Raw genomic sequence first — 13170 nt, forward strand, 5'->3', positions numbered from 1 at the left:
AGCACGCGTCGGCCCACCGTGTGGCGGGGCGACGCAGGAGAGTCTGAGGGCAGGGCGATGGTGGTGATGCGTGTTAAGCCAGGCGTGTCAGGCGTGGGGCCAAGCGCTATGCGCTCATCACCTTGCGAAGCACTTCGGCGTGCGTGATAACGCCAACCAGTCGGGCGGCATCGTCGAGCACGGGCAACGTGCCGTGACGTTGCGTCGCGAGCAGCGGCACGAGTTCGGAGAGCGGCATACCGGCGGTCGCCGATTTCAGCTCGCCCTGCATGAGGTCACGTATCGCCGGGCGTTGTCCCGAGCCGAACGATGTCGCGAAGCGCGGCCAGCGTTGTGCGCGAGCGCGCCGCGCGTGCAGATCGTGACGCGTCACCAGGCCGATCACACGTGCGTCGCCATCGACGACGGGCAGCACATCCAGTCCGTGACGCTGCAACAACCGCCATGCGGCCGGCGCCTCGTCGTGCGCCTGCACCTTCGCCAGCGGCGGGCCCATGACGTCGGCTGCCGTCAATTCACGCGCGCGCCGTGCATAGGCCTCGCGCTGCGTGTCGCGAAGCAGGCTTGCCAGATCGTCTGCCGAAATGTCGAGGAGTTCGCTGCGGCGGGCGAGGGCCTTCTCAGCATCGGCCGTCGTGACCGGAATCGCCTGCGCGTTGACCGGCTTCGCAGGCGCCTGAGCGCGCACGGCATGCGGGTAACGGTGACCGGTGATCGCGTGATAGGCGATGGCGGAGCCGAGCAGCATGACGGTTTGCAACGCAATCGGTTCGAGCACGAAGCCGTAACCCAGCGCATGGACCGAAGGGCCGCCCAGCACGGCCGTCAGGGCGACGGCGCCCGAGGGCGGGTGCACGCAGCGCAGCGTGAACATCAATGCGATGGATACGCCTACCGCCGCGGCGGCCGCAATGACCGGGCTGGGGATGAACATGGTGCACGTCACGCCGACTAGCGCCGCGACCAGATTGCCGCCGAGAATCGACCACGGCTGTGCGAGAGGACTGGCAGGCACGCCGAACAGCAGAACAGCGGAGGCGCCCATCGGCGCCACCAGCCAGGGGATGTAGGTCGCCGGGCCGAGCAACCAGAGCATCAGGCCGCCGGTCAGACCGATGCCACAGAGGGCGCCGATGCCCGCGCGAAGCCGCTCGCGCAGGTGCACCGCCGCTACGGCAGGGAGGAAGCCCGCCATCCAGTCGCTTACGTCACGTCGTGTCATTGCCATGTCATCCCGCTCCATCGGCCGCACCTTCTTGGGGCGGCGTCTTGATATTTTGTGCATGATATATCGTATATCGATGAATTGGGAGGGCGGGAGCGCGTGATTTTAATGCTGCGTCGCAGCGAAATCGGCGTTCCTACCAAGCTGTGGGCAAAGCGGCGCACCAAAATGAGGAAAACGAGACGTATAGGGCGTGAAGGTTGCTGAGCGGGGAGTGCGGGGAGGCTGGTGCGCATGCGGACAGTCAAACGTGAGGTGGTGCGCACGGATGACGGTGCGTCGAGATATCTGCTGGGCGTAGCACGAGGCTGGAGAGACGCGAGCGGCAGTTAGGCGCAGGAGGCGCGGCAGGAAAGGCGGGAATGAAACGGCGCGAATGAAAATGCGGCAGAGCTTTGCGCGCTGCCGCATGGCTGGCGAGTCAGCGGAATTTCGCGACGCCGGAGCGACTGCCCGACGCCGGCGGCCTATCAGTGTCCGCCTACGATCTGGACGATGACGCCCGAGCCGTTGACCAGCAGGAAGTCGCCGCCCACGCCAACCCAGTGATGACCGCGCTTGGGGGCGTCGAGATGATATTGGCGGTAATCGTCGACGCGGTACTGGGCGTCACGATACTGCTGCGGTACGCGGTCGCCCTTGCGCCAATCGGGGTGTTGCCATGCATCGTTGCCCGGACCGCCGGGACCGCCTTGCGCGCGTGGCGGCGGACCGCCAGGGTGTCCCTTCTGAGGGCCGTGTCCCGGAGGACCGCCGTGCGGGCCACCCGGCTGATGTCCCGGCGGACCCCCTGGGCCACCCTGCGGCGGTGGGCCGCCCTGCGCGAGGACGAGGGATGAGGAAACCGCCAGACCGGCGGCGAGGCACAGCGACAGTGTCTTGCGCATCTTCATTGTTTGCACTCCTTATCGTAGGGTCCGTCGGATCGAAGGACCGCACTCGGGGGAAGCATTCGAGATGACTTGCCAGCAACGGTTGCCGCCGTCATGCCGTTCGCATGGTCGATGTCGGGGAATGGACCCCGGAGATGCAATATGAGCGGCAAGAAAGCGAAAACCGTGCGTCCATCCTACCATCGTCGGCAAAAAAAGAGCCCGGACTTGCCCGGGGTCTTTGACCTGGGGCATGTACCGGGCAAGCAGGGACGCAGGGAAGAAACCTGCTACGACTGAGCCTTCACGCGACGCGTGAGGCGCATCGAGACCGGCGGCACGCCAGGCGCGCGTCGGGGGCGGGTCGGCGCGTCTCTCGTCTTGGGGGTACGAGCGCGGCCGCCGGTTCGATGCATCCATGCTGGCAGGGGATCCTCGGGGGCGAACCCCCTGCCGGTCGCAGCTCAGTCAGTGCGACTCAGTCCAACTCAGTCCAACATGAATCAACGTGCAGCCACCGTCGCGTTGGCGGCGCCGGACGTCTGCGGTGTACCCGGTGCGGCCGCCGTCGGTGCAGTGGCTGCATCGGCCGGCGTCGGCGACTTGGGCAGATCGCCCCAGCCACCGCCCAGTGCGCGGATCAGGTTCACGGTCGATACCGCCTGCGCACCGGCCAGTTGCACGGCGCTGCGTTGCGACTGCAACACGGTGCGCTCGGCATCGATGACATCCAGATAGGCGATCGAGCCTTCCTGATACTGCGTGCGCGAGAGCTGTGCGGCGCGGCTCGATGCCTTGACGGCGTCGTCCTGTGCACGCGTCTGCTGATCGAGCAGGCGCAGATTCGACAGGTTGTCTTCGACTTCCTGGAACGCCACGAGCACTTGCTGACGATAGTTCGCCACGTCTTCTTCGTACTGCGCACGGGCACGCGACAAGTTGCCGCTGCGCGCGCCGCCGTCGAAGATCGGCATCGAGAGCAGACCGCCGACCACCGGGCCGAGCAGGAACGTACGGCTCGACCAGTTGAACAGGTCGCCCAGCGTTGCCGCTTCGAAGCCGCCCGAGCCGGTCAGCGAGAGCGACGGGAAGAACGCGGCTTTCGCCACGCCGATCCGCGCATTCGCTGCGGCCATGGCACGCTCGGCGGCCGCGATGTCCGGACGACGCTCCAGCAGCGCCGAGGGCAGACCCGCCGGCACGCGAACCGTCACCGGCACGAGCGGGGCGGGCGTGAACGTGAATTCCGCCGGCGTCTTGCCCAGCAGAATCGCCAGGCTGTGCTCCGACGCTGCCCGCAGGCGAGCGACCGCCAGCGCATCGGACTGCGCCGTGGCCAGCTCGGCCTTGGCGCGCGCCACGTCCAACTCGCCGATATCGCCTTCGGTAAAGCGACGCTGCACAAGCTTCAGGGCTTCTTCGCGCAGCGTGACCGTTTGCGTGTACAGCGCCTGTTCGGCGTCGAGCTCGCGCAGGTTGAAGTAGTTCTGTGCCACGTCGGCTTGCAGCGCCAGCTGCACCGAGCGATACAGCGCTTCGCTCTGCTCGGCGTCCGCACGGGCGGCGGCGACGTTATCCGACACGCGACCGAACAGGTCGACTTCGTACCCGACGCTCGCCTGTGCGCGCCACAGCGTGTACGGCGCGATGTTCGTGCCGCCCGGCTGCAACTGCGACGCCGGCGAGATCTTCTGACGCGTCGGCCCGAACCCGGCATCGAGCGTGGGGAACAGCGCGGCACGTGCCTGACGCTGCACGCCGCGCGCTTCCTGCACGCGGGCGGCGGCAGCCTTCAGGTTCTGGTTGGCTGCCAGCGCGTCGTCTTCGAGCTTGTCGAGCGTAGCGTCGCCGAACACTTTCCACCATTCGCCGCGCGCCACGGCTTCCGACGGCTCGGCCGTCTTCCACGTGCCGGCCTGACCGGCCGGCAGGGCTGCTTCCTTGAAGGCCGTCGGCGTGCCCTTGTCGGTCACCTTCGGCACTTCATATGTGGGGGCCATCGAGCAGCCCGCCACCACCAGCAGGGTGGCGAGCAAGCCCGAGACGCCCAGACTACGTTTGATCCATTGCGATTGCATGATTGGCATCCTTCAGACTTCGGCCTTGACGTTGGCGGGCATGGTCGACGCGTGCGCACTATGCAGCGGCTTCTTGCCGGCCAGCGTACGGAGCAGCACGTAGAACACCGGCGTCAGGATCAGGCCGAAACCCGTTACCCCGATCATGCCGAAGAACACGGCCACACCCATCGCATGACGCATTTCCGAACCGGCGCCGGTCGACGTCACCAGCGGCACCACACCCATGATGAACGCGATGGACGTCATCAGAATCGGGCGCAGACGCAGACGGCTGGCTTCAATGGCGGCCGCAATGGCCGTGCGTCCCTGCATTTCCAGTTCCCGGGCGAATTCCACGATCAGAATCGCGTTTTTCGCCGAGAGCCCCACCAGCACCATCAGACCGATCTGCGTGAAGATGTTGTTATCCCCTCGCGTGAGCCACACACCGAACAGCGCGGACATGATGCTCATCGGCACGATCATGATCACAGCCAGCGGCAGCGTCAGGCTTTCGTACTGAGCGGCCAGCACCAGGAACACCAGCAGCACCGAGATCGGGAATACCCACAGCGCCGAGTCGCCCGCGAGAATCTGCTGATACGTCAGGTCCGTCCATTCGAACTTCACACCACGCGGCAGCGTTTCGGCAGCGATACGTTCCACGGCGGCCTGGGCCTGACCCGACGAGTAACCCGGCGCCGGACCCCCGTTGATGTCGGCAGCGGTGTAGCCGTTATAGCGAACCACCATTTCCGGACCGTACGTCGGCGAGACCTTCACCAGCGACGAGAGCGGGACCATTTCACCGTTGTTGTTACGTGTCTTGAGCAGGCCGATGTCGTCGGCATGCGCACGATACGGCGCGTCGGCTTGCACACGGACCTGATACACGCGGCCGAACTTGTTGAAGTCGTTCACGTACAGCGAGCCGAGGTAGATCTGCATGGTGTCGAACACGTCGGTGATCGGCACGCCCAACTGCTTGGCCTTCACACGGTCGAGGTCGACGTTCAACTGCGGCACGTTGATCTGGTACGACGAGAACGTCGGGCCCAGTTCCTTCGTCTGCGAGGCCTTCTTGATGAACGCCTGCGTTGCGTCGTTCAGGGCTTCGTAGCCGAGCGCACCACGGTCTTCCACTTGCAGCTTGAAGCCGCCGAGCGTACCCAGACCCAGCACCGGCGGGGGCGGGAACACGGCGATGAACGAGTCCTTGTTCTTCGCGTACTCGCCGTTGAGCTTCGCGGCGATGGCACCGGCCGACAGCGACTTGTCCTTACGCTCGCTGAACGGCTTGAGCGTGACGAACACGATCCCTGCGGACGACGAGTTGGTGAAGCCGTTGACCGACAGACCCGGGAAGGCCACGGCGTTCTTCACGCCAGGGGTCTTCAGCGCGATCTCCGACATGTCGCGGATCACCTTGTCCGTGCGGTCGAGCGAAGCCCCGTTGGGCAACTGCGCGAATGCGATCAGGTATTCCTTGTCCTGCGCCGGCACGAAACCACCCGGCACGATCTTGCCCAGCAGCACGGTGATACCCAGCAGCACCGCGAAGATCGCCATCATGACGGCCTTGCGACCGATCACGCGGGTCACGCCGTGGCCATACTTCTCCGAGCCGCGATGGAACACGCGGTTGAACGCGTTGAAGAAGCCACCCAGATAACGGTTCATCTGACGCGTAAGCCAGTCCGGCTTGGCGTGATGGTCCTTGAGCAGCAGGGCGGCCATGGCCGGCGACAGCGTGAGCGAGTTGAAGGCCGAGATCACCGTCGAGATGGCGATGGTCATGGCGAACTGCTTGTAGAACTGCCCCGTCAGACCCGACATGAAGGCGAGCGGCACGAACACAGCCACGAGCGTCAACGCAATCGCAATAATCGGACCGCTCACTTCGCGCATGGCCTGATACGTCGCTTCCTTCGGCGAAAGCCCGGCAGCAATGTTCCGTTCGACGTTTTCCACCACCACGATGGCGTCGTCCACCACGATACCGATCGCTAGCACCATCCCGAACAACGACAACGCGTTGATCGAGTAGCCGAAGCCGAGCAGCAGGGCGAACGTGCCGACGATCGAGACCGGCACGGCGAGCAGCGGGATGATCGACGCGCGCCAGGTTTGCAGGAACACGATCACCACGATCACCACCAGGGCGATGGCTTCGAGCAGCGTGTGCACGACGGCTTCGATCGACGAGCGAACGAACTGCGTCGGGTCATACGCGATACGGTATTCCACGCCCGGGGGCATGTCCTTTTGCAGGTCGACCATCGCAGCACGGACATCGTCCGAAATTTGCAGCGAGTTCGCGCCCGGCGACTGGTTGATACCGAGGCCGATGGCCGGCTTGTTGTCGAGCAGCGAGCGCAGGCTGTACGACGACGCGTCGAGTTCCACGCGCGCCACATCGCTCAGGTGCGTGACGGCACCGTCCGGCGAGGTCTTCAGGATGATGTCGCGGAACTCTTCTTCCGTGTTCAGACGACCGCGCGTGTTCACGTTCAGTTGCAGCGGCGTGTTCGGACCGGCCGGCGTTGCGCCGATCACACCGGCGGCGACCTGCACGTTCTGTTCACGGATCGACTTCACCACGTCAGACGCCGTCAGGCCGCGCTGGGCAACCTTGGCCGGATCGAGCCAGACACGCATCGAGTAGTCGCCGGCGCCCCACATCTGCACTTCGCCCACGCCCTTGATGCGCGAGAGGCGATCCTTGACGTTGATGAGCGCGTAGTTGCGCAGATACGTCATGTCGTAGCGGTCGTTCGGCGAGATCAGGTGCACCACCATCGTGAGCGTGGGCGAGGACTTGATCGTCGTCACGCCAAGACGCTGCACGTCGTCCGGCAGGCGCGGCAGCGCTTGCGAGACACGGTTCTGCACGAGCTGCTGGGCCTTGTCCGGGTCAGTGCCCAGACGGAAGGTCACCGTCGTGGTGAGGTTGCCGTCGCTATTGGCCTGCGACTGCATGTACAGCATGTTTTCCACGCCGTTGATCTGCTCTTCGAGCGGCGATGCAACGGTCTCGGCGATCACCTTCGGGTTCGCGCCGGGGTATTGAGCGTGCACGACGACCGACGGCGGAACCACTTCCGGGTATTCCGAAATCGGCAGCTGGAACACGGCGATCAGGCCGGCCAGCAGCGTGAGGACCGATAACACGCCCGCAAATATGGGCCGGTCGATAAAGAATTTTGAGATGTTCATGACGAAACTCTGGGGTGTCGTTCAGCGTGCAATGTTGCTGTGTGCCTGCACGCGCATTTCGAGCATCGGACGCAATGAATGCACTGGGTACATTACGAGCGCGAAGCGGTTTTGGCCGCCGCGACCGATTGCGTCTTGTTGCCGTTTTGCGAAGTCTTCTGCGTAGCCTGGGTCACGCTGGCGTCTTGGGTTGCCGGGGCGGGGGCCTTGGCGGCATCGTCGGCACCGGTGGTGGCGACAGCCGTCGGTGCGATGTCGTGCGCGTCGCCCGTGTCGCCGGCCATCTTCACGACCTTCGGCGAAACGGCATCACCCGGACGTACCCGTTGCAGACCATTCACGATGATGCGTTCGCCGTCCTTCAGGCCGCCGGCGATTTCCACCAGCCCGCCGTGACGCTCGCCCAACTGGACTTCACGGTACTGCGCCTTGTTGGCCTGGTCGACGACCATCACGTATTTCTTGCTCTGGTCGGTGCCGATGGCGGCTTCGTCCACGAGCAGCGCCGGGTGCGGCTCGCCGCCGCCGACGCGAATACGTGCATAGAGGCCCGGGACGAGCGCGCCGTCGGCGTTGTCGAAGCGCGCGCGAACGCGGATCGTGCCGGACGTGGTGTCGAAGCGGTTATCCACCGAATACACCGTGCCCTTGCGCGAGTAGCCCGATTCGTTGGCGAGACCCAGATCGACGGGCACGCCGCTCGGCTTGGCGGTATCGCGCGAGAGATAGCGCAGATAGGTCTGTTCGTCGACGTCGAAGGCCGCGTAGATCGGCGAGACCGACACCACCGTGGTCAGCGCGGGCGATTGCGCGCCGGCCGACACGGTGTTGCCGACCGTGATTTCCGCGCGCGATACACGTCCGGCCACCGGCGCCACGATCTGCGTGTAGCCGAGATTGATGCGGGCGGTTTCCAGCGCGGCCTGTGCGGCCTTCACGTTGGCAACGGCTTCGCGTGCGGCGTTTTCCTTCTGGTCGAAGTCCTTCTTCGCGATGGCGTTATCCGCGATCAGGCGCTGCGCGCGCGCGAGGTCGGTGCTGGTGAAGACGTCGCGCGCCTGGGCGGACGCGAGCTGTGCTGCTGCGCGGTCCACTTCGGCGGCGTACGGACGCGGGTCGATCGTGAACAGGGCGTCGCCCTTTTTCACGAGCTGGCCGTCCTTGAAATGCACGGCGGTGATGGTGCCTGACACGAGCGGCTTGATGTCGACGCGGTCGACGGCGTCGAGCCGTCCCGAATAGCTTTGCCAGTCGGTCACGGTACGCGACAGCACGTTGGCAACGTCGACTTCCACGGTGGGCATGACTTGCGCAGCGGGCGTGCTGGCGTCGACACGCACGACAGTGAGCGTGCCGATGGCCAGGAGCGCAGCCGTGGCGGCAGCAGCGATAAGTACGGGTTTGCGAGCGAGGGTGGTCATTTTTTCAAATCTCCGGGATCGGATGGACTCACTGGGTAGAGCCGGTGGCAGGCGGTGCCAGCCGACGTGTCAGGAACGTGGCCACGTCCCGCAGCGCTGCGGGAAGTGCGGCCAGACCGTAATGGGAAGCGCTGCGATGGCGCGTGACCTGTGTCGGCACGCCGGCCGCAATCAGCTCGGCAGCGTATTTTTCAGCTTCGACGTGCAGCAGGTCGTGTTCGGCGGAGGCGATCAGCGTGGGCGGCAAGCCCGCGAGACGGCGAGATTCGAGCGGCGCGGCATACGGATGCAGACGTTGCGTGGCATGCGGCAAATAGGCGCGATAGCAGCGGGCGCACTCGTTCGCTTCGATGTCGCTGGGCGTGCCGCCGTCGGCCAGACGCGTCATGCTGGGATCGAGCAGCGGAGCGAGCAGCGCCTGTGCCGAGATACTGATCTCGCCGCGGTCGCGGGCAATCATCGTCAGGGCCGCCGCGATGTTGCCGCCCGAGTCGTGACCGGCCACGGCGAGCCGGCGCGGGCTGGCGCCGTAACGGCGGGCGTTGCGTTGCAGCCACAGCGCGGCGCACCAGGCGTCTTCCGGCGCGGCGGGGAACGGGTGTTCCGGCGCGAGCGAGTAACCGACGGAGACGACCAGCGCGGGGACGTTCAGCGCCAGATAGCGCGCGGCGGCATCGCCGTCGTCGAGCGAACCCCGGCAGAACCCGCCACCGTGGAAATACAGCACGGCGGGCAAATGGGCTTCGAGCGGCACGACGACGCCCGGTTGCCCCGTGGCTGCCGAGGATTCGGCGGCCGTGCTGGCGGTGGACTTGCCGACCGGCCGGTACAGGCGCAGCGTGACCGGGGCGACGTGGCCCTCGATGCTCACCTCTTCGATGCGCAGTCCGTCATCGGTGCGGAACACCTGATCGCTCGATCCCGGCGATCCCGATTTTCCCGCTTGGCCCGACTTCGACTTGGCGTTGGCTGACATATGGCTTTGGGTTCGCGCGAGCGATACCCCTCTGATGACATTCGATGGAGCGAAGTCTAGAGGCCACGGACATTGGGATAAACGCCTATAATTTGGCAACACTGTTCGGTCAGCTCGACTAATCGGTCTCAGCCGTATGGGCATTGACTTATGCCGTCGACCAATAAGCATATGCATTGGCGACGAGGTGAAATTTCGTCGGGCCGACCAGTGAAACGGTGTCTTCAATGGGGAAATATCATGGATCGCTTGCAAGCGATGCAGGTCTTCACGCGGGTGGTCGAGGCGAATAGCTTCTCGCGTGCCGCCGACAACCTTGGGTTGCCGCGCACCTCGGTGACCACGATCATTCAGAACCTGGAGTCGCATCTGGGCACGCGTTTGCTTCAGCGAACGACCCGGCGACTCAATCTCACGCCCGATGGCGCGGCGTATTACGAGCGCTGCCTGCGCATTCTGGCGGACATCGAGGAGACCGAATCCTCGTTCCGGGAGAGTAGCCAACGGGTGCGCGGCAAGTTGCGCGTGGACATGCCGGGCTCACTCGGCAAGCTCGTCGTGTTGCCACAGATGTGTGAATTTCGCGATCGCTATCCCGAAATCGAACTGATGATCGGCATGGGTGACAAGCCCGTCGACCTGATTCAGGAGGGGGTGGATTGCGTGCTGCGTGTCGGGACGCTTCAGGATTCGAGCCTTGTCGCGCGCCGTGTCGGCCTGTTCCAGAGCCTGACGTGCGCGTCGCCGGCCTATCTGGAGCGCATGGGCATGCCGCATACGCTCGACGATTTGCAGCGGCACACGGCGGTGCACTATTTTTCGAGCCGCACGGGACGCGTGATCGAAGAGCAGTTCGTGGTGGACGGCAAGGAAATCGAAATCCACATGCAGGGCACGGTCGCGGTCAACGATGCCGAAGCGTACCTTCAGCTTGGACTGGCGGGCGTAGGCACCGTGCAATTGGCCCGCTTCATGGCGTTGCCGTATCTGCAATCGGGGCAGTTGGTCGAGATCCTGCATCAATGGAAACCGCCGCCCATGCCGATTTCGGCGGTCTATCCGCATAATCGTCATTTGTCGCCTAAAGTTCGCGTATTTGTCGACTTCATCGCGGAAATATTCGAGCGATGCCCGTTGTTGCAGGGGCTCGACGAGACCGCCGCGCAGTGCAAACCGACCGTTGCGGCGGCCGATGAGGACATGCGCTGGGCGACCTACGGCACGGAAATGTCCCCTCAGGAAGTGGTGGTTTGACGTCGTGATTTGAGCGATTTCTGCACGCGTGTGAAAAGGCCCAATGGGAGACTTGGGCCTTTTCATTGTATTGAGGGTGTGGAAATGCCCACGCTCGCTCATCTCCGCCATGTCTGCCTTGATGTCATCGACGCATCGCCGTCTTCGTTCCCCGTCCCCTTCCTCGATCGCCTGCCTTGCGCGTATCGCTCATCAACGCACTGAGCGGAGCGCCATTCCGCTTCCTCGCAACTGCCCGTTCGTGGCGCTGATACTCCCGTCGTCGCGAGGGCCGCAATGATTTCGAGTGCCCTGCACGCGCTGAGAGGCGCGCTTCAATCGTGCCGGACCTTCGAGTCGCCGGCCGCACAACTAACCCATACGATGGACGCGCTGGACAGCAGCCTGAGAACCTGCTCGGCGGGTGCTGCCGAGCTCGACAAGGCGATCGGACGCGTTGAGAAGGCGTTTGCCAAAGGCGATGGCCGGAAGGTGATCGAACGTGCCTTCGCGCCGGATATCGATCACGGCGTGTTCGTCAAACGTCTTGTGCGCAACCACATCACCACATCTCGCACCGGACTGGATCACGCGCTTGCCTCTCACTCGTATCGTCACCTGGATGGGCAGGCTCGGGGGCTGATCCGTTGCTTGCTGCCGGAGGTGCGCGCCGAAATCGTGCGGCGATGGACGGAACCTGACGGGTCATCCGTGCACGTGACCGAAGGCAAGGTCGTGGCGCTGGATATTCCCGGCACCGACTTTCGTTGCGCGTTGATCGACGGCGGATTTTCGTCGCTCGGCCTCGATCTGTCGCAAATCGAGGCGACACAATTACTGCTCGCGCGGCCCGAGGGAACCGCGCCGGGCACGACGCTGCTGCAAATGCTGCCGGGGCTGGGGGAGGACCACACGGTCGGCAACTACTTTCTGATCTGCGCGGCGATCGGCTCGGACGGCAGCCTGTTGCCGGGGCTGGATTCGGACGCGGTTTACGCGCTTGCGGCGCAAGCCCATGACTTTCTGAAGGATGTCGAGGGCGATGTATCGGTGCGCGAGCCGCTCGCCAGATTCTTCAACTGGATGGGCGACAACACCCGTGCGGCGCAATCTCGCGAGATCGCAGCGACGCTGCGTGAGGGGATGGACCCCGGCGACAATCTGCGCCTTGGGGAAGTCGCACGCGGGGCACTCACGACGACCGACGAGGTTCGAGCGTTCAATCAGGCGAGCGTTGCCGAAAACCGGCAATGGGCGGGCTTTCACTACGCGCGCGCTGAGAAACCGAGACTGGCCGTCGACCAGTATCTGAAGTCCGCGAAGGCCTTCGAAGCGGTGCGTCAAAGCGACATGGCGGCGACGATGTACGCCAATGCGGCTGAAAAGATGGCGTCTTATGAGGTTTTTCCAGAGGTGATCGATGTACTTCATGGCGCCATCCGATCTTACGGCGGCGCTCATGACTCGGCGTCCAAGGTCGGGTTGCGCTGTGCCGACGCATTTGCTGCGCGCGGTCTGCATGTCAGCGCGGCGATGACGCATGAATTGCTGGCCAGCCATCTGTGGCCTGAGCGGGAAAGTCGCGACGTTGCAAACCCATCGGACGCGGGCGCTGCCAGCAAAAGGGCGCTTGCCGAGACGCATCTGCAAAAGGCGCGCGAGATATTTGCCGCAATCGGGCTCTCGGAATCGATGCGCGACCTGCCTGGCCTGATTCGTTCGGCCATTGCCGCGAATCTCGATACGTTGACCTCACAGGACGGGTTGATCGGAAAGGATTTCGTCGTCTATTTCGAGGGGGCGAGCGACGTGATCTCACAAGAGGGGTTCGACGAGCATGCGTCGCTCGACTGGGTACTGTTTCGACGAAGCCCTCGGGACGACGCCAGGCAAGTCTATGAGCTCATGACCGAAGACACGCGCCGGGCGTTGATCTCGCGTGGCGGGCGGCATCTCTATCGTCAGGTGCCTTTGGAGGCATCGGATTTCGTCGACGGTGTCGCGGCGCTCGACATGTTGACGACGCAGCAAGCCACCGACGCCTTGAAGGTCGTGCTGAGGTTCGATGACGACAGCGCGCCGACTGACCTGTGACGCCACGCGAATCTCCTGCTTGCCAGAGCGCCAGAGCGCCCAAGCGGCTGAGCAGTATCTTCGTCCCTGTCCC

At 64.4% G+C, this 13170-nt stretch carries 9 protein-coding genes; 3 read left to right on the forward strand and 6 right to left on the reverse strand.

Translation table 11 applies throughout. The annotated features are described in order from the left end of the window. Positions 1 to 106: 106 nt before the first annotated feature. Together C5N93_RS25515 and C5N93_RS25520 are read right to left on the reverse strand one after the other, a co-directional pair. The gene (locus C5N93_RS25515) at positions 107 to 1222 is read right to left on the reverse strand and encodes an HPP family protein (RefSeq protein WP_242561471.1); all 1116 of its coding nucleotides are present in this window, start codon (positions 1220 to 1222) and stop codon (positions 107 to 109) included. A 473-nt stretch (positions 1223 to 1695) separates the two neighbouring features. Next, positions 1696 to 2118: an RcnB family protein gene (locus C5N93_RS25520; RefSeq protein WP_242561472.1), complete on the reverse strand. Its 423-nt coding sequence runs from the start codon at positions 2116 to 2118 to the stop codon at positions 1696 to 1698. A 141-nt stretch (positions 2119 to 2259) separates the two neighbouring features. Between C5N93_RS25520 and C5N93_RS25525 the strand changes: the two genes are divergently transcribed. After that, positions 2260 to 2397, forward strand: coding sequence for a hypothetical protein (locus tag C5N93_RS25525; RefSeq protein ID WP_242561473.1), 138 nt, complete (start codon positions 2260 to 2262; stop codon positions 2395 to 2397). 203 nt (positions 2398 to 2600) lie between these two features. Here C5N93_RS25525 and C5N93_RS25530 read toward each other — a convergent pair whose 3' ends face one another. The 4 genes from C5N93_RS25530 to C5N93_RS25545 all read right to left on the reverse strand — a co-directional run bounded on the left by C5N93_RS25530 (position 2601) and on the right by C5N93_RS25545 (position 9770). Beyond that, positions 2601 to 4175 (reverse strand): efflux transporter outer membrane subunit, encoded by a 1575-nt coding sequence (locus C5N93_RS25530; RefSeq protein WP_242561474.1) that lies wholly within the window; start codon positions 4173 to 4175, stop codon positions 2601 to 2603. Between the two features lie 12 nt (positions 4176 to 4187). Further along, positions 4188 to 7373: an efflux RND transporter permease subunit gene (locus tag C5N93_RS25535; protein ID WP_242561475.1), complete on the reverse strand. Its 3186-nt coding sequence runs from the start codon at positions 7371 to 7373 to the stop codon at positions 4188 to 4190. A 92-nt stretch (positions 7374 to 7465) separates the two neighbouring features. Next, complete coding sequence (locus C5N93_RS25540; RefSeq protein WP_242561476.1) at positions 7466 to 8794, reverse strand: efflux RND transporter periplasmic adaptor subunit; 1329 nt, start codon at positions 8792 to 8794, stop codon at positions 7466 to 7468. Between the two features lie 28 nt (positions 8795 to 8822). Next, positions 8823 to 9770 carry an alpha/beta hydrolase gene (locus tag C5N93_RS25545; protein ID WP_242561477.1) on the reverse strand — a complete coding sequence of 316 codons (948 nt, stop codon included), beginning with the start codon at positions 9768 to 9770 and terminating at the stop codon, positions 8823 to 8825. A gap of 240 nt (positions 9771 to 10010) precedes the next feature. Here C5N93_RS25545 and C5N93_RS25550 point away from each other — a divergent pair, with 240 nt between their 5' ends. Continuing rightward, positions 10011 to 11024 (forward strand): LysR family transcriptional regulator, encoded by a 1014-nt coding sequence (locus tag C5N93_RS25550; RefSeq protein ID WP_150720448.1) that lies wholly within the window; start codon positions 10011 to 10013, stop codon positions 11022 to 11024. Positions 11025 to 11300: 276 nt separating this feature from the next. Next, a complete protein-coding gene (locus C5N93_RS25555; protein ID WP_242561478.1) occupies positions 11301 to 13097 on the forward strand; it encodes a hypothetical protein in 1797 nt (598 codons plus the stop codon). The last annotated feature ends 73 nt before the right edge of the window (positions 13098 to 13170 follow it).

This window comes from Pandoraea sp. LA3 (assembly GCF_022696215.1).
GTDB classification, from domain to species: Bacteria; Pseudomonadota; Gammaproteobacteria; order Burkholderiales; family Burkholderiaceae; genus Pandoraea; species Pandoraea capi.